Raw genomic sequence first — 22,383 nt, forward strand, 5'->3', positions numbered from 1 at the left:
CCTCAGCGCTGCAGCAGGATGCGCAGCTCGACGCGGGGGAGTTCTCCGGCCGCACGCACCGCCTGCAGCCGGCCCTGCGCCAAGGCTGACAGGTCTGCCGTCCAGCCCGGCACATCGGTAGCCCGGCCTTGCAGCCAGTCAAACAAGGCCTCAATCGGCAATTCTGCGCCGGTGGCTTGCAAAGCGAGTGCGCTCAGGGAATTAAAAGAGCGGGTTTCACCGTCTGCCGCCAGCGTGGCTACGCCCGGTGCCCATTGCAGGCGAGCTGCCGTGGTGCCCAGCGGGGAGAAGAAGACGAGTAGGCCCTGCTGCGGTCCGCCGCCCAGTTCAAAGTCGGCGCTGAAGGCCTGGGGTGGCGTGCTTTGTACCTTGAGTGCCAGCCGGCCGCTCCACTGTGCTTCAGCAGGAAATAGGGCGTTAGCGCCCGTCTTGTGTGCGCAACCAGCTATCAAAACCGTAGCGGTGAGCAGCAGGGTGCTGCCTAACCGCGCGAAATTCCGGCGCTTCATAAAGCGGGCTGAATGCGCTTCAAGGTTTCGAGCAGGGTTTCGTTGTCTTTTTGCTGCTCCAGCCCTTGGCGCCAGACTTTGGCGGCGGCTTCGCGCTGGCCGGACACCCACAGCACTTCACCCAAGTGGGCGGCAATTTCGGCATCCTGCCGGCTGGCATAGGCCTGCTCCAACAGGCGCTGTGCCTCGGGCAGGTTGCCGCTGCGGTATTCGACCCAAGCGAGGCTGTCCACAATGAAGGGGTCTGCAGGCGCAAATTCGAGCGCTTTTTGGATGAGCTGGCGCGCTTCCGGCAGGCGCACATTGCGATCGGCCAGCGAGTAGCCCAGCGCGTTGTAGGCGTGGTGGTAATCCGGTGCTTTGCTGATCAGCTGGCGCAGCAGGCGCTCCATCTCGTCAATGCGGCCCAGCTTCTCGGCGACCATGGCCTGGTCGTAGGCGAAGGTGGTGTCCGCGGGGTAGGTTTTGACGGCCTGGCCCAGCAGCGCATAAGCCTCGTCCATTTTTTTGTATTCGCGCAGCAGCTGGATTTCGGTGGCCAGCTTGGTGCGGGCATCGTCGGCCTGCAGCTCCGGGGCGCTGCGGATGGCGGCGCGGGCTTCGTCGAGCTTGCCTTGGCGGGCCAGCAGCATGGCGCGGCGGGTGGTCACGCGCAAGGCGTCTTGCGGGCTTTTGATGCGCTGCAGGTAGGCGTTGGCTTCGTCGGGCTTGCCGTCTTGCTCGGCAATCTGGGCCAGCAGCAAATAGGCTTGCACCGCGCCACGGCCGGTTTCGCTCTCGTCGTCCGGGTTTTGCTCTGCGGGCAGCAGGCTCAGGTATTTTTTCAGCGACTTTTCTGCTGCGGTGTTGCCTCTGTCTTGCAACTCCAGCGAGCCCCGCACCAGCCAGGCGTCGGGGAAGTCCGGTTTTTGCTGATTCAGGGTTTTCATTTGCGCCAGGGCTTCGGCATAACGCTGGCTGCCAATGAGCGTGCGGGCATAGGCCATGCGGATGTCGGGCAGGGCATTACCGCTCAGGTACTTGCGCACAATGGTTTCGGCTGACGGGGTTTTGGCCTCCATCAGGTTCAATGCCAGGACTGCAGGCTCTTCGGCGCCACCATCGAGGGCGGACCCGCGCTGGGCGGCATCGAGTGCGCCAGAGGGGTTGTTGGCCGCCAGGCGCATGCTGCCGACCGCTGTCCACGCGGCAGGGCCGTAGTTGCTGGTGGGCAGGTCGGCGGCCAGGGCTTGCTCCACCATGGCGGCAGCCAGTGTTTTGTCGGTCACACGGGGAAAGTAGCGCGGAATCAGGTTGATGCTGGCCACCCGGTCTTTGCCGCTCAGGCCCTGAAGCTCGCGCTTCAGGGGCTCGGCAATTTCCGACAGCTTGTTGGTGCCTATCAGTATCTGCAGTACATAGCGGTTGGCGTCTTTGGAGGTCGGAAACCCCCGTTGCCAGGCGCGTGCGGCTTCAATGGCGAAGTCCGCATTGCGGGCCCGCAGGCCCAGCTCTACCGCGCGCTCAAACAGCTTGGCCGAATTGGTTTTGCGCGCCGCATCCAGGGTGAGCGAAAACGCGTTGGCGTCGTCGCCATTGCTGGCACTGATTTCTGCCAACAAAATTTGGTACATCAGCGCCGCATTCAGGTCCGAGTTGACGACTGCGGGCTCTGGCGCTGCGGCGTGTGCGGGGCTGAAAGGGGCGAGTCCTGCCACGACGGCGGCAATGGCGATGAGGCGTTGGGTGCGGTGCATCAGACCATAATAATCCAACCCCCGAACCCGAGAGCACCCATGCCTGAATTGCCCGAAGTCGAAGTAACCCGCCGGAGTTTTGCCGACCGGATTACCGGCGCCACCATCCAGTCGGCGTGCATGGGCAAGCCCCTGCGTTGGCCGCTGCAGTGCGAGCCCGCCGCGCTGGTCGGTATGCGGGTGCGCGGTGTGCGGCGGCGGGGCAAGTATTTGCTGGTTGACCTCAGCGGGGGTCTGCTGCTGGTGCACCTAGGCATGTCGGGTTCGGTCATTTTTGACCGCCAACTGCCGCCCGCTGGCGTGCATGACCACTTCGATCTGGTGACCGACCTGGGCACTTTGCGCCTGCACGACCCCCGCCGTTTCGGGGCGGTGGTGTTTGCGCAGGGCGAGTCCGATCCGGTGGCGCAAAAGCTATTGGGGCATTTGGGTGTGGAGCCCTTGGGCGATGACTTTGATTTAGCGGCTTTTCAGGCCGGTCTGCGCCAGCGCAAGGCGCCTATCAAACAGGTGGTGCTGGCCGGCGAGGTGGTGGTGGGCGTGGGCAATATCTATGCGTCGGAGGCATTGTTTCTGGCGGGCATACGCCCCACCAGCCCGGCCAACAGCATCAGCAAGCCCCGGGCGGCCAAGCTGCATGCGGCGGTGAAAGACGTGCTCAGCCGCGCGGTGGAGAAGGGCGGCAGCACGCTGCGCGACTTTTCCAATGCGAATGGCGAGAGTGGGTACTTTCAATTGGAGGCCATGGTGTATGGCCGCGAAGCCCAACCCTGCCGTGTGTGCGCCACCCCGGTGCGCGCCATCCGGCAGGGGCAGCGTTCCACCTTTTTTTGCCCGCTGTGCCAGAAGCGCTGAGCCGGCGCGCGATGCTATATTGAACGATTGCTCGGGGGACCCATTGGCTACATCATTCAACGAACAGTTTGACCAACATGGCACCTGGCGGCGCGCCTTTGCCCTGCGCCTGAAGTTGCTGGCCGAATGGCTCAAGGACCACGAGTTGCTGGACGCTGGCGTGGAAGAGCGCCTGCTGCGCCTGGAAACCCAGGTGCGCTCCGACAAAGTGATGGTGGCCTTTGTGGCCGAGTTCTCGCGCGGCAAGTCCGAGATGATCAACGCCCTGTTTTTCGCAGGGTACGGCCGGCGCATCATGCCTGCCAGCGCCGGCCGCACCACCATGTGCCCCACCGAGATGGGCTATGACGCCGATGTTCCGCCCTGTTTGCGCCTCTTGCCGATTGAGACGCGCTTGCAACCCCAGGCCCTGATGGAGTGGCGCATGGCGCCCGAGAAGTGGACCCGCATCGACCTCGATGTGAACAACCCGCAGCAACTCGCCAAAGCGCTGGAGAAGGTGGCCGAAACCCTCAAAGTTACGCAGGAAGAGGCCCGCGCCTTGGGCTTCTGGCATGCCCAGGCGCCGGATGACAACCCCATGGTGGATGCGCAGGGCATGGTCGAAGTGCCACGCTGGCGCCATGCGCTCATCAATATTGCCCATCCGCTGCTCAAGCAGGGGTTGGTCATTCTGGATACCCCCGGTTTGAACGCCATCGGCGCTGAGCCGGAGCTGACGGTGAGTTTGATTCCGCAAGCCCATGCGGTGGTGTTTTTGCTGGGGGCCGACACGGGCGTCACCAAGTCCGACCTGTCCATCTGGCGCGAGCACCTGATCACCGAGTCCACCGACCCCGATGCGCGCCTGGTGGTGCTCAACAAAATCGACACCTTGTGGGACGCCTTGAGTTCGCCCGCGCAGATTCAAACGCAGATTGACCGCCAGCGCAGCAGCACCGCCGATATTTTGGGCATTCCCAAAGAGCGGGTGATTGCTGTGTCGGCCCAAAAAGGGCTGGTCGCCAAGGTCACGGAAGACGACGCCTTGCTACGCCAGAGCTGCCTGCCGGTGCTCGAAGACGTGCTCGGCCACGGCATGATGGGCAAGCGCCAGAGCATCCTGGCCTCGGCCATGAAGGTGGGCATTACCGACCTGCGCGCCGAGACCGGGCGCGTCATCAACATCCGCAAGCGCGACCTCACCGAGCAGATGCTGGAGCTGCAAAGCCTGCAGGGCAAAAACGCCACCGTTATCAAGCACATGCGCAACCGCATCTCACAAGAGCAGGCGGAGTTTGACCAGGGCGGCGCCAAGATCCACGCTGTGCGCTCAGTGCACCTCAAGCTGCTGCGCGAGGTGTTCAACGTGCTGGGCTCGGCCTACCTCAAGAAAGAAATGGCCAGCCTGAGCGACTCGCTGCTGCAAAAAGGCCTGAAGCTGGGCATCAAGCGCGCGTATGGCGAAACTTTTGACCGCTTGCGTGGCAACCTGCAGCGGGTGCAAAGTCTGTGCGCCGAAATCCAGAGCATGCTGGAGGCCAGCTTTACCTCGTTGAATGCCGAATACGGCTTCTCGCTGCAGCCGCCGGTGGAGCCCGACATGGCCCGCTTCTCGGCCGACCTGGACACTGTGGAGCGCAACCACCTGCAGTACCTCGGCCTGGGCAATGCCTTCAAGCTGGCCCAGCCCGAGTTTGCAGACCGCCTGGTGCGTGCGCTTTCCACCCGCTTGCGGAACATCCATGAGGCCGCGCTGGCCGATGTGGAGCTGTGGAGCAAATCAGCCGCTGCCCAGCTGGACGCCCAACTGCGCGAACGCCGCCGCAACTTCGCCCGCCGCATCGAGGCGATTGACCGCATCTCCCAAGCTGCCGGCGGCCTGGAAGACCGGATTGTGGAAATCAACCAGCAAAGCAGTGCGCTGGACGAGCTGGACAACAAGCTGATGGAGCTCACCTCCTACCTGGTGGCGGCTCAGCGCAGCGCCAAATCGCCCACCCAAGTCGACGTGGAACTGGTTTGAGTACGGCGCCCGAGAGTTTTGCCACCGCCGTGGTGCGCTGGCAGGCGCAGCATGGCCGCAACAGCCTGCCTTGGCAAAATACCCAGGACCCCTACTGCGTCTGGCTGTCGGAAATCATGCTGCAGCAAACGCAGGTGGCCACCGTCATTGGCTACTTCGGCCGCTTTTTGGTCCGCTGCCCCACGGTGGCCGATCTGGCCGCCGCCAGCAGCGACGAAGTCATGGGCCTCTGGAGTGGCCTGGGCTACTACAGCCGCGCCCGCAACCTGCACCGCTGCGCGCAGCTGGTGATGGAGCTGCATGGCGGCGCCTTCCCGCGCGATGCGGCCACACTGGTCACCCTGCCCGGCATAGGCCGATCCACCGCCGCGGCGATTGCCTCGCTCTGCTTTGACGAGCGCGTCGCCATCATGGACGCCAACGTGAAGCGCGTGCTCACCCGCGTATTGGGGTTTGATGCCGACCTGGCCTCCACCACCAACGAACGTGCCTTGTGGGACCGCGCTACTGCCTTGCTCCCCACCGAGGCCGAAGTGGCCGCCGAGGGTCCGCGCGTGATGCCGCGCTACACGCAGGGCATGATGGATTTGGGCGCCTCGCTGTGCAGCCCCAAAAAGCCGAGCTGCCTGCTTTGCCCGGTGAACAGCCAATGTGCCGCCGCCAAGGCGGGCGACGCCGAACGCTACCCGGTACGCACCCGCAAGCTCAAGCGCAGCAGCCAGAGCCTGTGGCTGCTGTGGTTGCAGCGGGATGACGGTGCCGTGTGGCTCAGCAAGCGCCCCACGCCCGGGGTGTGGGCAGGCTTGCAATGCTTTCCGCTGTTTGAGAGCGAAGACGCCTTGCGCGCCGCACTGCCGCCTGCGTTGGCTGCCAACTTACGGTTTTTGTCCGCAGTCACCCATGTGCTTACGCATAAAGACCTATTTATGCATCCAGCGCAGGTGGAATGTGCGCGAGTAGCTACCGATTTGATAGCAAAAAGTTTGGGCGATGGCGACTGGTTTACCCCTGCCGAGTGGGCTGCGGCGGGCTTGCCAGCGCCGGTGCGAAAGTTGTTGGAAGGCTAGAGAGAGTTTCGTCGCCGGGCCGCCCCAAGGCGTGGACTCGGGGTTTTGCCAAAGGCGCCCCCTTGGGGGGGGCAGCGACCCGCGCAGCGGCGGAGCGTGGGGGCGTACTCAGTCCCTCGCGTCCATCTCGCGGTGGCGTTTGAGCGTCACCCACTCGCCGCTGAAGCGGCGCGCCAGCTGCTCTACCAAGTACACCGAGCGATGCTGCCCGCCAGTGCAGCCGATGGCCACGGTCACGTAGCTGCGGTGGTCGCTGGCGAGGGCGTCCAGCCAGCTTTCCAGAAAATGGGCAATGTGGTGCTGCATCAGCTCCACCGCCTCCTGGGCTTTCAGGAAGTCGATTACCGGCTGGTCTCGCCCGGTCAGGTGCTTGAGCTCGGGATCGTAATGCGGGTTGGGCAGCATGCGCACATCGAACATGTAGTCCGCATCGGTGGGTACGCCGCGCTTGAAGGCAAACGACTCAAACACCAGCGTCAGCTGCCCGCCGGGGGCGGCAATCATGGCCTTCACGTAGCCTTGCAGCTGCGAGGGGCGGATGATGCTGGAGTCGATCACATGCGCCTGCTCGCGCAGGTCGGCCAGCAGCTCGCGCTCCAGCTCAATGGCGTCTACCAATGCGCGGCGCTCGTCGCGCTCACCATGGTCGGAGCTGTTTTGCGACAGCGGGTGCTTGCGTCGTGTTTCGGAGTAGCGGCGCACCAGCGTGTCAGTGGTGGCGTCCAGAAACAGGGGCTTCACCGTTACGCCCAGCGCACGCACGGCGGCCAGTTGCTGGGGCACCAGTGGCAGGGAAGTTGCACTGCGCACATCCATGGCGATGGCTACGCGCTGCGCGTTGTGGGTCTTCTCCAGCTCTACAAATGGCAGCAGCAGCTCGGGTGGCAGGTTGTCCACGCAGTAAAAGCCAGCGTCTTCCAGCGCGTGGAGCGCCACCGACTTGCCCGAGCCGGACATGCCGGTGATGAGCACAATCTCCATGGGCATTGACGAAGGGGGGGGCATGTTGCTCATTTACAGGCCTGAATCCAGCATTTCTTTGGCATGCGCCAGCGTAGTGCCCGAAAGCTTTTCCCCACCCAGCATGCGGGCAATTTCGGCTACGCGCTGCTCGCCGCCCACGGGTGCCACCGTGCTCAGGGTGGCGCTGCCTTGCAGCTGCTTGGACACCACCAAATGGTGGTGCGCGCAAGCGGCTACCTGGGGCAGGTGCGTCACGGCCAGCACCTGGCGGTCGCTGCCCAACTGCTGCATAAGGCGGCCCACGGTCTCGGCCACTGCGCCGCCCACGCCGGAATCCACCTCGTCAAATATCAAGGTCTGGGCGGTGCCCAAGCGGCTGGTGGTCACCGCAATGGCCAGCGCCATGCGCGACAGCTCGCCACCCGACGCTACCTTGCCCACCGGGCGCGGTGTGCTGCCCGCATGGCCGGCGGTCAGAAACTGCACGTCTTCCAAGCCGCTGGCTTGGGGCTGGGCCAGGGGCTCCAGCGCCACCTCAAACCGGCCGCCCTGCATGCCCAAGCCTTGCATGGCTTGAGTGATGCTTTGAGCCAACAGAGGCGCGGCCTTGGCACGTTGTTTGGAGAGGGCTTTGGCCTCCGCCATGAAGGCGGCCTGGGCCTTGCGCTCTTTGGCTTGCAGGCCGTCCAGGTCAGCAGCGGCGTCCAGCTGGGCCAGCTCGGTCTTCCAGCTGGCCCACAACTCGGCCAGCTCTTCGGGCGGGCGTTTGTAGCGGCGCGCCAGGCTCACCCAGAGCGACATGCGTTCGTCCAGCTCGGCCAGCCGCTCCGGGTCCAGCTCAGCGCGGCGCGCGTAGCTGCGCAGGCTGTGCACCGTGTCTTCTATCTGCGCGACGCTGGAGTTCAGGGCCTCAATGGCGTCTTTGAATTCGGTTTCCAGGTGCGACTGGGCTTGCAGCAGCTGCAGCGCGGCATGCAGCGGGGCCAAGGCGTTGGTGTCGTCGTCTTCCAGCAGGTTGACGGCGCCTTGGGCCGCGTCAATCAGCGCCTGCCCGTTGGCCAGGCGACTGTGGCTGGCGTTGAGCTCGGGCCACTCGTCGGTGCCGGGGTTGAGCTTGTCCACCTCGCCAATTTGCCAGGCCAGGCGCTCGCGCTCCCGCTGCAGGCTGTCTTGGGCGGCTTGGGCTTGGGTGAGGGCTTGTTGGGCTTGGCGCCAGCTGGCCCACAGGCTACTCAAGGCGCTGGTATCTACCTTGGCATAGGCGTCCAGCAGGCCGCGCACGGCCTCGGGTCGGGTTAGGCTTTGCCAAGCGTGTTGGCCGTGAATGTCCAGCAGCTGCTCGCCGATGGTGCGCAGCTGCTGGGCGGTGGCGGGGCTGCCATTGACCCAGGCGCGGCTTTTACCTTGTGTGTCCACCGTGCGGCGCAGCAGCAGGGTGTCGCCAGCTTCGAAACCGGCTTCGTCAAGCACAGCTTGCAGGCCCGGTGCGTTGTCAAACTCGGCGCTCACATCGGTGCGGGCCGCACCTTCGCGGATCACGCCAGTGTCGGCGCGCGCGCCGGTAACCAGCTGTAGCGCATCAATCAGGATGGATTTGCCCGCGCCGGTTTCTCCCGTCAGCACCGAAAAGCCGGACTCCAAGTCCAGCTCCAGTTCGCTGACGATCACAAAGTCTCTGAGAACAATTCGCTTGAGTGCCATGTGTTCACTTTTGGTGGCGCTCAGGCCACCCCTTCATTCCAATGCATTTTCTGGCGCAGGGTGTCAAAGTAGGTCCAGCCCTTGGGGTGTAAAAAGCGCACCTTGTGCTCCGAGCGGGTTACCTCAATGCGGTCGCCGTGCATCAGGCTGGCCAGGCTCTGCATGTCAAAGTTGGCGCTGGCATCGCGCCCTGCTACTATTTCGATAGCTATCCGCGCACTGTCGGCGAGCGCTATCGGCCGATTTGACAGGGTATGTGGCGCAATCGGCACCATCACCCACGCGGCAATCGAGGGGTGCAACAGCGGCCCGCCAGCCGACATGGCGTAAGCGGTGGAGCCCGTGGGCGAGGCAATGATCAGCCCGTCCGCCCGCTGGTTGGCCACAAAGTGTCCGTCCACCTCCACCCGCAGCTCCACCATGCCCGAGGTCGCGCCACGGTTCACCACCACGTCGTTCATGGCCTCGGCCTCAAACACGCAGTGGCCGTCGCGCATCACCCGCGCGTGCATCAGGGAACGGTCGTCCACCTCGTAGTGGCCGGCCAACATGGGGGCCAGCGTGGCTTTATATTGCTCGAAGCGGATGTCGGTAATGAAGCCCAGCCGCCCGGAGTTGATGCCGATCAGCGGCACCTGGTAGCGCGCCAGCTGGCGGCCAATGCCCAGCATGGTGCCATCGCCACCCACCACCAGGGCGAGGTCGCAGTGGCTGCCAATGCCCGCCACATCCAGCGTGGTGTAGTTGCTTAGGCCCGTGTTGGTGGCGGTGTCCGCCTCGATCACCACCTCGCAGCCCTGGTCCATCAGATAGTGGGCAATCTCGTCCAGCGATTTGCGGGACGAGGCCCCCGCAGCGCTGGTGCCGGTGGATTGGTACTTGCCGATCAGAGCGACATGCCTAAATTGGGACAACATGCGCAAATTAGACACTAAATAGGTTACTAAAATGGCCGCATGCTCGATGATCGTTCCAAGTTGTTGATGAAGGCGCTGGTGGAGCGCTATATCGCCGATGGACAGCCCGTCGGCAGCCGCACGCTCTCCAAAGAGTCTGGCCTCGACCTCTCGCCCGCCACCATCCGCAACGTCATGTCGGACCTGGAGGACTTGGGCCTCATCGTCAGCCCCCACACCTCGGCCGGGCGCATCCCCACCGCACGCGGTTACCGCCTGTTTGTGGACACCATGCTCACCGTGCAGCAGGGCGCCATGCCCACCCACAGCCTGGCACCCGACCAGCCGCAACGCGTCATCTCCAACGCGGCCAACCTGCTGTCCAGCCTCTCGCAGTTTGTGGGCGTGGTCATCGCGCCGCGCCGCACCTCGGCGTTTCGGCACATTGAATTTTTGCGCCTGTCCGAAAAGCGCCTGCTGGTCATCATCGTGTCACCCGACGGTGACGTGCAAAACCGCGTCATCTACACCGAGGTGGACTACGCCCAAAGCCAGCTGGTGGAGGGCGCTAACTTCCTCAATACGCACTACGCCGGGCTGGAGATTGAAGAGGTGCGCAAGCGCCTGCAAAACGAGGTGGACAGCCTGCGCAGCGAAATTGCCACCCTGATGCAGGCCGCCGTGCACGCCAGCTCCGAGGCCATCAGCGAGTCGCAGGACGAGGTGGTGATCTCTGGCGAGCGCAACCTGCTCTCGGTATCGGACTTTTCCAGCGACATGGGCCATCTGCGCCGCGCGTTTGATTTGTTTGAGCAAAAGGCGCAGCTCATGCGCTTGCTGGACGTCACCGGCCAGGCTGAAGGTGTGCGCATCTTCATTGGCGGCGAGAGCCAGGTGGTGCCGTTTGAAGACCTGTCCATCGTTAGTAGCCCGTACGAGGTGGATGGCAAGGTGGTCGGCACGCTGGGCGTCATCGGCCCCACGCGCATGGCCTACGACCGCATGATCCAGATCGTGGACATTACCTCCAAGCTGGTCAGCAACGCGCTGAGCCACCACAAATAGCCCCCGCTACCCCGGTACAATCATCGGTTCGGTTGGGCCGTTAGCTCAGTTGGTTAGAGCAGAGGACTCATAATCAAGAGGCCAAAGCGATTAACCGGCGGTTTCTTTCGGATTGGTTGCTTGATTCCAACGCTTTGAAATCAAGCACTTACAGCGTTCTGGCGATTTCGCCGGATTGCTACCGAGGAAGTCGGCTGAGGGTCGCTTGCTACATTCTTGCTACTGAAGGAGAAATGGCGGTTTTCGGCGCCCCTCGGGGTGTTGAAAGCGCAGTGAGTTGAAGTTGTTTTATGAATGGGCCGTTAGCTCAGTTGGTTAGAGCAGAGGACTCATCGAAATGGTGACCTTGCCGTGAAAGCGGCAATGGAAAAACCGGGTGAACTCAGGGAAACCGTCAGCCAGTCAATGGCCCGGCAATCCTGAGCCAAGCTCGCCGAAGGCAGGTCAAAGGACCGGTAGGCGAGAAGGTGCAGAGACTAGGGTGTGAGGAGCCAATCCGATAAGCACCCCAAGAGCGCCCGGCACCCTAACGCGCGAAGCAATTCGCGGCGAGGGTGGTGAGATAGTCCAGGGAATGAGGAAACTCATGCAAACCTGAATCCTTTGGTCGTTGGTTCAAGTCCAACACGGCCTACCATTCATAAGACAACTGAGCCCATGCCCCGCACTCCTTCAAGCCCCGCAGACCGCCCCATGTGGCTGCGCTTTGAGGCGGGTAACGAAGAGTCGCACGAGCTGTTTGCGCCGGGCGCAAACTGGCGCAAGCAAGACCAGTATCCGGCGCTCAAGCCGCTGGACAGCTACACGCGCAACGACTACCTGCGACTGGCCTGGGAACTGCTGCGGCGCATGCCGCGCTACCGCAGGCAACATCGCAAGCTCGATCAGCTGGGCATCAAGTCGCCCAGCTTTTTTAAGTCGAGTCCCAAGCATTTCTACACCAGCGACAGCCCCCCGGCTTTTCCGGGCTGGGCTACATGCCCCTTGCGTGGTCACCAGTGCGAACCGCCCATTGCAGGTCAGGACGAGACCTTCGGCTCCTATATCGCGGCGCAGGAGAAAGCGGGGCAACCATGGTTCGTGATGAACCGATACCGCTGGGTCATGGACCTGTGGGGGATCACCTACGTGCCGAACCCTGCCACGCATTTCGACCACTTGCGCAAGAGCGGCCTGTTCGGTGCGCCGGCTGCGGCTGTCTCGGTTATCTCCAACGAGGCACCGGCAGACCGCCCACAAAACATCAGCACCTACCTTCGCGCCAACGAGGTGCTGGTTCGCCTCCGGCTCGATGCATCGTTCGATCAGCAGGTCGAGTCAATTCGGCACGAGTTCGAGCGGGCACAGACCATTGCAAGAAAGCGCCCACAGCGTGCGCTTGATCCATTGCCGGCCCCCGGCCGAAAGTTGATGGGCAAGGCGGTTCTTCGGGATGAAGACTTCGCGGGCGAATTCTCCCCGCGGGCGGCAGCGAAAGTCGGCCGGGTCTTGCTCAAGCATGTTGAACTGCACCCGTTTTGGCTCAGAACCTGGGACGCACTCGCTGAAGCACGAATAGCTCAAGGCACTCTGAATCCGAGACTGGACCGCGACCTGATCGTCAGGCAATTCCACGCTGACTACGGACATCTTGACCATCCGACCGGTGGCGCGGTGGGGAAGGCGGCCCAACGGCGCCGCAAGAACACAGGCTTGATCGACCTGATCGGAGCCGCCATTGGCTCTTCCGCCATGGTGCCGAATTGGCGGGCGCGTAGCGAGAAGTACATTGAAGAAAGCGACGAAGCCTTCCGGCAGATCGTCGCCATGGCTTTCGCGATGAAGGCTGATTGACTGGACTTCCGGGCGGTGATGCGCCACGCGATAGACGCATCACCAGCCTGGTCAGCATTCAACGGCTTCTGCGTCGTCATCGTCGCCCCACAGTTCGGGCGGCGGCTCCACCGCATTGGACAGCGTGAAGATGTCACCCAACGGCGTCTCCTCGCCGCTCACTGGCGGGGGTGTTGTGATGTCGAAGCCGATGGACTCGAAATAGGCCACCTGACGCTTGTAGGCCTTGGGCTCCAGCAGAACCTGCAAATCGTCGCCGTGTTCCCAGCAGCGGTAGGTTGTGCGGTACATGTGCTTCACGTCGCGGAGGTCCAGCGCGCTTAAACCCGCACGCACTGTCCCGCTGAGATGCAACCTGTCGAAGGCGCTGACCAGTTCGGCCTTCAGCTTGGCGAAGGTCCAATCGCGGGGCTTGGTCATCTCCAAGATTTTCATCTTTGGATAGCGGAGCACGATCTCGGACCGAATCACCGTTTTGGCGAACTCCATGATGGCGTCCCGATTCGGCAAGTTAGACGGCAGGCCTCGCGTGTCGTACAACTGCTTGGCCTTGTCATAGAACTTGTGCGAGGAACTCTGCGAGTGCTGGCTCCGGTAGACCGTTTCGCCGTAGCCATAGGTGGACGTGTCGATTCCCGCGTCAACCATCTTGTGTGCCAGTTCGACCAGCACGCGGCTGATCGGCGTATCTGGCGGCAGGGCCAGATTCACCCCAACGTCCAGTCGCTTCAGTGTCATGCCTTCGTCTGCTTCAATTCGGCGCTTTTCCTGTTCGGAGAATTCGTAGCACCACTTGCAGTGCGTAGCCTTGAACGCACTCAGCACCTGTTCCGGCACGTTGCACGAGCCGAAGACGTTATGGCCTTGTTTGTAGTTGTTGACGCTGCCCTCCACAATCAAGATATTCTTCGAGGGCAGATGAAGGGCGTGCAGATCTTTATCGGCAAAGTCGCCCGGAACCGACATGCGCCTGGCGCGGGGCGGTCCCGAACGTGCATTGCTGGGTTGCGACGCCTCGCTGTCCATAGACTCCGTCAGGTTGAATTGCGTGGCAGTGGTATCCACAAAAATCATTTTTTCAGTCAACATCTCAATCTCACTTCCTTCATGCCATAGACCCATATTGGTAGTGGTAGGTCTATAAGCTGGTATGTCTCATCAAGTCATACATGGCATATCTGCATAACCAATATGAACAGCTATTCATGTATTACACGGTGTGGTCGCGCCAGGACCCGGCGCAAAATGGTCAAGGTCTACGGCGTCATTTGCTGACCTCCGGCGCTTGAATGCGGGTCACGCCTGATTCGATGAAGGCATCCAGGTCCTTGCGGCGGTATCGCACCGTGCGCCCGTACTTCACGTAGGTCAGCGGGTACCGTTTGGTGCATCGCCAGACCGCCAGCGTTTTGGGGTTCTTCAGCCCCAAGTAGGCTGCCGCCTGGGCCTCGGTCAGCAACTCGTTGTTGATCTCAATCTGCTTCATTCATCGCTCCGTCGTTTCGATGGGTCCAATGTAGGTTTCGGTTAACGAAAAGCGCGCAGTTTGTTGATCTGCAAATCGCACGTTTTGTGGGCGAGAGACCTTGCAAAGGACCACGATGACCGGCATCCAGAACTAGCGTCTGGCGAAGTCACACGGCGCTTGCCACTCCTGATCGCAGGCGGCTAAAACGGTAAAGCGCGAGCCGAAACGGCCACCGACCAGACTGGCCGCTGCGCTCGCGACTCGCTGCGGCATTGCCGCAAATCCCCCACCGCACACATGACAGCCCGTGCCCTTGGCAGCACTGGCGCGCCGCTGCATGCCGTGCTCAACCTCGAAAGGAACGAGAGATGAACCGAATCGGCAAAGGAGAGACGAAATGGCCGTGAAGCTGGTTACCCAAGAGACGCTGACGGACTGCGGCTTGGCCTGCGTCGCCATGGTCAGTGGCCAGTCCCTGGCAACGGTGCGCAAGGTTGCGATCAAGGAGTTGGGCTATCCGAAAGATGGCCCGTACACGACCACCCACGAAAACCTCTTCAAGCTGTTGGCCCATTTCGGCATCGGCCATGGCAAGAAGGCACCGTTCAAGAGCCTGGCTGCCATGCCTTCGCTGGCGATCATGGAGACGCGCAAGATGCCGAGCACGGGCAATTCGCACTTGGTCGTGTTCGAGCGGTTGCCAGACGGCGACGAGCGCGTGCTCGACCCTGGCTTCTGGCTCAAGCAGCAGGAGCGGCGGGACTGGAATCGCATCAAGCTGGACACATTCGTGCCGGTGCTTCTCGTTGAGCAAGCGGGCTCGCCCAAGAAGAGCACCAAGAAGGCTGCGGCGGAAGTGGTCGAGTTGGCTAGCCCAGAAGCCAATATGGCTGGTGAGGCAACGGCCAAGACTCCCAAAACGGCAGTGGTCAAGGCGTCGGCCGGGAAGCCCAAACCGGCCGCAAAGAAGAAGGCACCGGTGACGCCGATAGGGTCGGCTGAAGGCGGCGATGTGTCGCCAGCTTCGGGGCCGACGTCAACCGACGCTTTGGGCGGCGACACCTCTGAAGTGCCAGCTACCGAGATCGGCGCAGGCAACGAGTCGTCGGAGTGACCCCCATGCTGCTGGAACAGTTGCTGATTCAGCCCATCAGGCGAATCGACCTGATCCAGCCATGGCGTGCGGCTGGCAAGAAGGTTGGCGTCGTGGCTGACAGTTTGCTGGCTGGTGCGATGGCGATCCACTTCGCGGACTCCGCACTGATTTTCAGATCACCCTTGAGGTTTGCCCGCTGCCAAACTGGCACGGTCATTGGGGTTCGGTCCAGCGGCGCGCCACTGACGTTGGGCTATCGGTTCGACGTCGTGCCGTCCGAGGATGTCGACGGGCTCTTCGCCGCATGCGAGCCACGGCTTTCACTGACTCCCGACCAGTGGTCAGGCCTCAGGCGTGTTGGAAAGGCAGAGTCCGTGTTCTTGCGGGCTGACCTGAGTTGCCTCGGCAGCGACTACCTACTGCGTCTTCGGTTGCTGGATCGGGGTTGGTGCAGCGTCAGCTACCGGCCAGATCTTGACGGAGTCATTGAGTTGTCGCCGGAGAGCGCGCGAGCGGAGGTTCCGCTCGTTGTCGTGAACTCTCCGGCTGACGAATTAGGCTGGCTACATCCCGCCAGTGAGTACCCCTTTGTTCTGGATGGGCTGTACTGGCGGACGGCGCACCCGCGAGATTGGCCGTGGTCTTTGGCGAAGGGGTTGCAAAGTCAACCAGCTGGGGATCAATACCGAGAGACGATGCAGCGTGCACTGTCGGCTCGGTTTACTCAGCACGACCGTCTGCGAGACAGGCTTTCAGTCTTGCGCTGTGCCGTCCAAGTGAAAGGTGTACCGGACGGTCTCCTTGAAGAGATCTCAACCCGCGTGCAACCGCGCCTCGCTTAGCAGGCTACGGCTCAGTTCAACAGAGCCGGAATCTTCTGGCTAGCAAATGTTCGGTGCCATTTTTCGACTATCCTTGCCAAATCTAGACAGATTTACCAAGGCTATGTCCAGCACAGCCGACAACGCAGAGATCATGACTATCCGCGAGGTAGCTGAATACCTCAAGGTCAATGAACGGACGATCTACCGGTTGTTGTCGGCCAAGAAGATGCCAGCGTTCAAGGTTGGCGGATCTTGGCGCTTCAGGCGCTCGGATATCGATGGTTGGATAGCCAGTCAATCTGAAGGCGGGGCCGGAGAGTGATAACAACTGCATCAACCGGGGATCGAAATGACGACTGAACAAACTGACAGAGGCGAGCAGATCGAACGCTCACTCATGGACATGGCAGTGGAGAGCTGGCGCTTCACGCGTCTCTTTGCCCGCCTCGTCAGCAAGCTCGACGCTGGAGAAAGCTCCCGGTATGTGAACCAGATGCGCTACTTCCAGAAGAAGGTCGAGGAGAGTCTCGACGCTGCGGGTCTGAAGATCGTCAACGTCGAGGGACACCCATTCGACCCCGGAATGGCAGCCTCCGCAATCAATATCGGTGACTTCGGTCCGGACGACGTCCTGATCGTTGAGCAGATGGTCGAGCCGATCCTCATGGGGCCTGAAGGCCTGCGTCGGCAAGGAACTGTGACGCTCAAGAAGGTGCAAGCATGAGATACATCGGAATCGACCTCGGCACGACCAACAGCGCGATCTGCTCCTATGACGGCGAAGCGGTCCGGCTGTACAAGAGCCCCGACCAGAACGATGTAACACCGTCGGCGATCTTCATCGATCGTCGAGGAAATAAGTACCTCGGCAAACGGGCCTACGACAGCGCAGCAAAGAATCCGGACAACGCCGCAACAAAGTTCAAGCGAATGATGGGCACGAGCACGCCCGTCAAGCTGAGTGCCGTAAACATAACGATGACGCCGGAGGAGTGCTCTGCGGAGATCCTCAAGCTGTGCTTCGGCTACCTACCCGAAGAGATCCGCAATGGGGGTGCAACGGGAACGGTCATCACGGTTCCTGCCGCATTCAACCAGATGCAGAAGGACGCAACGCTTGCTGCTGCCGAGATGGCGGGCCTGGGGAGCGTTGCACTTATGCAGGAGCCGGTGGCGGCGGTAATGTGCGTGATGAAGCAGCGCAAGGGCGACGGCGTTTTCCTGGTCTTCGATCTGGGCGGCGGCACGCTAGATATTGCGATTGCCGAAAGCATCAGTGGTCGGGTGAGCTTGCTCGCTCACGGTGGCGTCGCCATGTGTGGCGGCACTGACTTTGACCGCTCCATTCTCGATAACGTCGTGAAACCCTGGCTCTTCGAGAATTTCGACCTTCCTGAGGACTTAACTACATCGACCAAGTACAAATCCCTGCTGCGGATGTGCCTGTGGTCCGCTGAGAAGGCGAAGATCGAGCTATCTGCCAAGGAAGAGTCGGTTATCAGCCTGACTGAGTCCGATCTCGGGGTGAGTGACGAATCAGGCGCAGAGATCTACGTCGACATCCCTTTCACACGGAAGCAGTTGGACGCGTTGATCGCCCCGAAGGTTGATGAGGCTATTCAGTCGGCTCGCGACACCCTAGAGAAGGCTGGCCTCAGCGCACACGACGTCGAACGCATGGTGTTCGTAGGCGGACCAACCCAGTACAAGCCCCTACGCGACAAGGTTGCCTTCGAACTTGGGATCGCACCGTCGACCGACGTCAACCCGATGACTGCTGTGGCGGAAGGCGCCGCCGTATTCGCGGAATCCATCGACTGGAAGTCCCAGAGTCGTGGTCGCAAGAGCAGCCGGGGTGCCCTGAGTGCGGGCGGCGCACTCGATCTGGCCTTCAATTACATCGCTCGGACACCGGACTCCAGGGCTAAGGTGGTCGTCAAGGTCGGCGGTACGGCCGCCGCCGGTGCAGAGTTTCAGATCGACAGTCTCGATACGGGGTGGTCCTCGGGGCGCCTTGCGCTGAAGGACGGAGCGTCGGTCGATCTGACGCTTTCCAAGCCCGGCGAAAACACCTTCAAGGTGTTCGTGTTCGACTCCAAGGGCGGCCCGGTCGCACTCAAGGAAGACAAGATCGTCATCGCAAGGACCGCCGCGAGCATTGATGCGATTCCAGCGTCTCACTCGATCGGAATTGAGGCGAGGGAAAAGCTCGGCGGGCGCTTGGTGCTCGACTATCTGGTGCGTGAAGGCGACCAACTTCCCAAGAAGGGGAAGAAGACCTTCAAGGCCGAGGAGTCCCTGCGTGCCGGTAGCACGGGGTCGATCAAGTTCAAGCTGTGGGAAGGTGAGATCGCCGACCCCGTTAACGACAACCGATTCATCGGTATGTTTGAGATCAAAGCCTCGGACTTTGACGATGGTGTCATCGCCGCAGGCGCGGAGTTAGTCCTGGAGTACGAAATCCTCGACTCAGGCAACATCGTGATGGAAGTCTCTGTGCCCTCGATCGGCGGATCCTTCCACAGCGGTCGCAACTTCTACTCTCGCCAAGACGGTCAGATCGATTACTCCCAGGCGTCCAAGTTGGTCGAGGAGCAGTCGGAGCAAGCCAAGCAGCGTCTGGAGGAAATGGAGTCGAAGATTGACGACCCGAGGCTTGAGCAGGCGCGAGACAAACTCGAACAGGCTGAGTCCATCAAGTCAACAGAGACAGATCCGGAGACTGCGAAGCAGGCCATGGACAACGTGCAGGAAGCCAAGCGACTGCTTGCACTTGCTAGGAAGGATCACCTCAAGGAAATCCGGCAGATGGAGCTGGGTAAGGCAGTGGACTTTTTTGACCGCTTAGTTCGTGAGCACGCCAGGCCAACCGAGACTAACGCGTTTGACAACTTGGCTAAGACTGCCCAGCGCGCCATCGACAACAACAGTGGCGACTTTGAGGCCCATCTGGACGACCTGCGCAGCAAGAACTTCATGATCCTCTGGCGTCAAGACTGGTTCGTCATTGACCGCTTCAAATGGCTTTCGAAGGACTCCTACCTCTTCCCCGACGCAAGAGAGCACGCACAGCTTTCTAACCTTGGGGCCGAGGCTCTCATGGCCAATGACATCGACAAGCTGCGCACTGTCGTGGCACAAATGGATTCCATACGCATTGGATCCGGTGGTGACGATGAGATGATGGCTGGCGCCAACATCGTGCGGAGCTAAGTCATGGCAATTGACTCGTGGCTTCCAATTGGCTTCAAGCTGCCCGACGGCGCCAAAACCCGAGTGGCGCTGTTTGAGGGGGCAAATTGGCAAATTTTGGAGACGCAAGGTGCCGGCCGAGCACTGGTCGCACTGGATGAACTGGCCAAGCGTTGGGTTGATTCCGGGATCGCCGACGACGGGCAGTTTGAAGCCTTCGACTATGGCGATCGCCGCTTGCGATCTATCTCCTGTGGGGCCACTCAAGTCTTGTGCCCTGTGACTGAAGGAAAGTCACCGGACACTAAGGCCGAGGCGCTGTCATTCGCAATGGCCTTCAAGGCAACTCGAACTGTCGATGGAGAGTCGCCCCTTCAGGATGCGCTCTACGTCGAGAAGATTAGCCGTCTCCTCCCCACATACAGCATTTCATCACGGACGGACGATGACGTTGTGTTGGGTTACTGGCTGACCGGAGGGGCACCGGTATCAGCGAAGGCTTTCAGGCGCCTACGCCAGACGATGAGTTGGCTGGGCGCCGGTCATTTGAAGGACGTAGTCCAAGCTGCCGGATTTGAGGTTGCCGAAGTCGTTCCTGCGACAAAGCGACGCACTGCACCTGATGAGAAAAAGCCAAATCCGGAGGAGCGGTCAAGAGAGCCTTCGACAACTCCCACCAATGAGACTGACAGGCCTGCGGTGTTCGAGCTTGCAGGGCGTCCTGACTTGGCCGAGTTCTTCAACGAACACATAGTCGACATAGTTCAGAACCGTGACCGATACAAGGCGCTTGGGATCGAGTTCCCATCGGCTGTTGTGTTGCACGGGCCGCCGGGCTGTGGGAAGACCTTCGCTGTTGACCGTCTGGTCGACTTCCTAGGTTGGCCAAGTTTTCAGATTGATGCATCTAGTGTCGCGAGCCCCTACATCCACGAGACCAGCAAGAAGGTGGCAGAGGTCTTTGATAAGGCGATTCAGAACGCGCCGTCAGTCCTGGTTATCGATGAGATGGAGGCTTTCCTCGCCGACCGCGAGATGGGCAGCGGTCACCACCGTGTTGAAGAGGTCGCCGAGTTTCTGAGGCGGATTCCTGAGGCCGCCAAGAGCGATGTCTTAGTCGTTGCGATGACGAATCGGATCGAGATGATTGATCCTGCAATACTTCGTCGAGGGCGCTTCGATCACATTATCAAGGTCGACTTTGCCAGTGAAGTTGAGGTGCTGTCCCTGCTTGAGAAGCTCTTGTCCACGTTGCCGAAAGATCATTCGGTAGACCCACGACCCTTTGCAAGGGAAATGGCAGGCCGGCCCCTGTCCGATGTGACTTTCATCGTGCGCGAAGGCGCACGGCTGGCCGCGCGTGCTGGAAGGGACCAGCTGAATCAAGAGAGCCTGCTTGCCGCGATGGCCGCAACGCCAGCACGGGAGCGCGAGGGCGGAAGTCAGCGCCGCATAGGCTTCGTTTGAGGGGCGGGATGTGGGAAAAGGTACAGACGACCAAGATGGCAAGGACGGGACTAAAGGGTTCGCTGGCCTGTCGTCGTTGGTCTCAGATGTCGACGCTACCGTATCGGAAGTTGGCAGAACTGCAGAAGCGCCTTCGCGTGCGGCTGGTCGTGAGACGACTGGTGCGGCCGCGTCTCAAAATTCGTCACCTTCGTCGGAGCAGAATCCTGCCTATCAACCCCCACCGCAACCAAGCGGAGGTGGATCAACAGGGAAGTGGATTGCCGGCATCGCGGTAGTGGTTGGGTTGATCTGGCTCGCATCGCTTTCAGACAAGCGCACCCCAAGCACATCGCCGACTTATACGCCGGCTCCGGAATCCCAGTCTGCGCCACCTACGACTCCAGCTTGGCAGCCGTCAACGCCAGCTGTCCAGCAGTCCAATCGGCCCACAGAGGAGCCGCCTCCGGTGGGCAACGGTCTGAGCTTGTCGATGCCTCAGCTGCGATATTGCACAGCGGAAAACATCCGACTAGACGCGGCCAAGGTGGTTATCAGTAGCTACAGCGACACGGACATAGACCGATTCAACGCGCTCGTAGCGGACTACAACAGCCGATGCGGACAGTTCAGGTACAGGCGCGGCACCTTGGAAAACGCTCGGTCCGAGGTCGAGCAACACCGATCCGAGATAGAGGCGGAGGGCCGAGCAAGGTTCTCTCGCGCGTCTGCGCCAGTCGGCTCGACCAATCGTCTTCCTGAGATTCCGGTGGCGAAGCCGGACTTCACCGTTCAAGCAATACAGAGAAGGTTGAACAAGTTTGGCTATGACGCTGGCGAGGAGGATGGATTCGCTGGCGAACAGACGCGAGCAGCTATTTCAGCTTTCCAGCGCGACCAAAACATCCCGGTCGACGGAACCCCCGGTCTGGAACTCTTGAAGCGCCTCTCGGAGCATCTGCCACCTGCGCAGAGCTCGGCTGCTACGAAGTCTGCAGTGCCAACGCCGGTACAACCCCCGACGTTGCCTCCCAGCCAGGACATTCCAAGGCAGAGCGGAATCCCCGCAAATGCCGAGCTGGATTACACCGGGAAGAACTGGACATGCAAGAGGGGGTTTAAGCAGGTCGGCATTGGTTGCGAACGTGTCGATATGCCTGCAAATGCAGAGCTGGACTACACCGGAAAGGATTGGACCTGTAAACGGGGCTTTAAGCCACTCGGAACTGGTTGCGAACGTGTCGACATGCCTGCGAATGCCGAACTGGACTACACCGGGAAAGATTGGACCTGCAAGCGTGGCTTCAAACTAATCAGAGGTGGCTGCGAATCTGTTGACATGCCCGCAAATGCCGAACTGGACTACACCGGGAAAGATTGGACCTGCAAGCGTGGCTTCAAACTAATCAGAGGTGGCTGCGAACGTGTTGACATGCCTGCAAATGCAGAACTGGACTACACCGGAAAGGATTGGACCTGCAAACGGGGCTTTAAGCTACTCGGAGGCGGTTGCGAGCGCGTCGAGATACCCGTGAATGCCGAGTTGGATTACACCGGAAAGGACTGGACCTGCAAGCGAGGCTTTAAGCTACTCGGAGGCGGTTGCGAGCGCGTCGAGATACCCGTGAATGCCGAGTTGGATTACACCGGAAAGGACTGGACCTGCAAGCGAGGCTTTAAGCAAGTCGGGGCCGGTTGTTCGCCCATTTAGTCCGCGAGGCAAAGCA

General features: G+C 61.1%; 19 protein-coding genes. 12 read left to right on the forward strand and 7 right to left on the reverse strand.

Annotated elements, in window-relative coordinates:
* Positions 1-2 precede the first annotated feature (2 nt).
* Positions 3-509, reverse strand: a complete 507-nt coding sequence (locus FDM28_RS07185; protein ID WP_138514491.1) for an outer membrane lipoprotein LolB — start codon at positions 507-509, stop codon at positions 3-5.
* The gene (locus FDM28_RS07190; protein WP_240791935.1) at positions 506-2,245 is read right to left on the reverse strand and encodes a tetratricopeptide repeat protein; all 1,740 of its coding nucleotides are present in this window, start codon (positions 2,243-2,245) and stop codon (positions 506-508) included. The genes FDM28_RS07185 and FDM28_RS07190 overlap by 4 nt, the downstream gene beginning before the upstream one ends.
* Positions 2,246-2,284: 39 nt before the next feature.
* Here FDM28_RS07190 and mutM point away from each other — a divergent pair, with 39 nt between their 5' ends.
* The 3 genes from mutM to mutY are packed head-to-tail and all read left to right on the forward strand — an operon-like array spanning position 2,285 to position 6,172.
* On the forward strand, positions 2,285-3,100 hold the full coding sequence (gene mutM / locus FDM28_RS07195; RefSeq protein WP_138514493.1) for a bifunctional DNA-formamidopyrimidine glycosylase/DNA-(apurinic or apyrimidinic site) lyase: 816 nt from the start codon (positions 2,285-2,287) through the stop codon (positions 3,098-3,100).
* Positions 3,101-3,143: 43 nt separating this feature from the next.
* Complete coding sequence (locus tag FDM28_RS07200) at positions 3,144-5,105, forward strand: dynamin family protein (RefSeq protein WP_138514494.1); 1,962 nt, start codon at positions 3,144-3,146, stop codon at positions 5,103-5,105.
* Complete coding sequence (gene mutY, locus FDM28_RS07205; RefSeq protein WP_138514495.1) at positions 5,102-6,172, forward strand: A/G-specific adenine glycosylase; 1,071 nt, start codon at positions 5,102-5,104, stop codon at positions 6,170-6,172. The genes FDM28_RS07200 and mutY overlap by 4 nt, the downstream gene beginning before the upstream one ends.
* A gap of 108 nt (positions 6,173-6,280) precedes the next feature.
* Here the strand turns inward: mutY and rapZ are convergent, their stop codons facing one another.
* From rapZ to FDM28_RS07220, 3 genes are read right to left on the reverse strand one after another with little or no spacing between them, the layout of a single operon-like run.
* Positions 6,281-7,159 carry an RNase adapter RapZ gene (gene rapZ / locus FDM28_RS07210; protein WP_138515199.1) on the reverse strand — a complete coding sequence of 293 codons (879 nt, stop codon included), beginning with the start codon at positions 7,157-7,159 and terminating at the stop codon, positions 6,281-6,283.
* Between the two features lie 27 nt (positions 7,160-7,186).
* Positions 7,187-8,836 (reverse strand): DNA repair protein RecN, encoded by a 1,650-nt coding sequence (gene recN / locus FDM28_RS07215; RefSeq protein WP_138514496.1) that lies wholly within the window; start codon positions 8,834-8,836, stop codon positions 7,187-7,189.
* A gap of 20 nt (positions 8,837-8,856) precedes the next feature.
* Positions 8,857-9,753, reverse strand: a complete 897-nt coding sequence (locus tag FDM28_RS07220; protein WP_138514497.1) for an NAD kinase — start codon at positions 9,751-9,753, stop codon at positions 8,857-8,859.
* A gap of 39 nt (positions 9,754-9,792) precedes the next feature.
* Here FDM28_RS07220 and hrcA point away from each other — a divergent pair, with 39 nt between their 5' ends.
* Together hrcA and FDM28_RS07230 are read left to right on the forward strand one after the other, a co-directional pair.
* Positions 9,793-10,797: a heat-inducible transcriptional repressor HrcA gene (gene hrcA, locus FDM28_RS07225; protein ID WP_138514498.1), complete on the forward strand. Its 1,005-nt coding sequence runs from the start codon at positions 9,793-9,795 to the stop codon at positions 10,795-10,797.
* A gap of 693 nt (positions 10,798-11,490) precedes the next feature.
* Positions 11,491-12,630, forward strand: a complete 1,140-nt coding sequence (locus FDM28_RS07230; RefSeq protein ID WP_138514499.1) for a hypothetical protein — start codon at positions 11,491-11,493, stop codon at positions 12,628-12,630.
* Between the two features lie 51 nt (positions 12,631-12,681).
* Here FDM28_RS07230 and FDM28_RS07235 read toward each other — a convergent pair whose 3' ends face one another.
* Both FDM28_RS07235 and FDM28_RS07240 read right to left on the reverse strand, forming a co-directional pair.
* Complete coding sequence (locus FDM28_RS07235; RefSeq protein WP_170211643.1) at positions 12,682-13,719, reverse strand: phage/plasmid replication domain-containing protein; 1,038 nt, start codon at positions 13,717-13,719, stop codon at positions 12,682-12,684.
* A gap of 175 nt (positions 13,720-13,894) precedes the next feature.
* Positions 13,895-14,116, reverse strand: coding sequence for a helix-turn-helix domain-containing protein (locus tag FDM28_RS07240; RefSeq protein ID WP_138514501.1), 222 nt, complete (start codon positions 14,114-14,116; stop codon positions 13,895-13,897).
* A 379-nt stretch (positions 14,117-14,495) separates the two neighbouring features.
* Here FDM28_RS07240 and FDM28_RS07245 point away from each other — a divergent pair, with 379 nt between their 5' ends.
* The 7 genes from FDM28_RS07245 (at position 14,496) to FDM28_RS07275 (ending at position 22,367) form a co-directional block, all read left to right on the forward strand.
* A complete protein-coding gene (locus FDM28_RS07245) occupies positions 14,496-15,212 on the forward strand; it encodes a cysteine peptidase family C39 domain-containing protein (RefSeq protein ID WP_138514502.1) in 717 nt (238 codons plus the stop codon).
* 5 nt (positions 15,213-15,217) lie between these two features.
* Complete coding sequence (locus FDM28_RS07250; protein WP_138514503.1) at positions 15,218-16,036, forward strand: hypothetical protein; 819 nt, start codon at positions 15,218-15,220, stop codon at positions 16,034-16,036.
* 103 nt (positions 16,037-16,139) lie between these two features.
* A complete protein-coding gene (mads1, locus tag FDM28_RS07255) occupies positions 16,140-16,340 on the forward strand; it encodes a methylation-associated defense system helix-turn-helix domain-containing protein MAD1 (protein WP_138514504.1) in 201 nt (66 codons plus the stop codon).
* A gap of 27 nt (positions 16,341-16,367) precedes the next feature.
* On the forward strand, positions 16,368-16,742 hold the full coding sequence (locus FDM28_RS07260) for a hypothetical protein (protein WP_138514505.1): 375 nt from the start codon (positions 16,368-16,370) through the stop codon (positions 16,740-16,742).
* Positions 16,739-19,231: an Hsp70 family protein gene (locus FDM28_RS07265; RefSeq protein WP_138514506.1), complete on the forward strand. Its 2,493-nt coding sequence runs from the start codon at positions 16,739-16,741 to the stop codon at positions 19,229-19,231. The genes FDM28_RS07260 and FDM28_RS07265 overlap by 4 nt, the downstream gene beginning before the upstream one ends.
* A 3-nt stretch (positions 19,232-19,234) precedes the next feature.
* Positions 19,235-20,677: an ATP-binding protein gene (locus FDM28_RS07270; RefSeq protein ID WP_138514507.1), complete on the forward strand. Its 1,443-nt coding sequence runs from the start codon at positions 19,235-19,237 to the stop codon at positions 20,675-20,677.
* A gap of 748 nt (positions 20,678-21,425) precedes the next feature.
* Positions 21,426-22,367, forward strand: a complete 942-nt coding sequence (locus FDM28_RS07275) for a peptidoglycan-binding domain-containing protein (protein ID WP_170211645.1) — start codon at positions 21,426-21,428, stop codon at positions 22,365-22,367.
* Positions 22,368-22,383 lie beyond the last annotated feature (16 nt).

Origin of the sequence: Rhodoferax bucti (genome assembly GCF_005876985.1) — a bacterium.
Taxonomy (GTDB): domain Bacteria; phylum Pseudomonadota; class Gammaproteobacteria; order Burkholderiales; family Burkholderiaceae_C; genus Allorhodoferax; species Allorhodoferax bucti.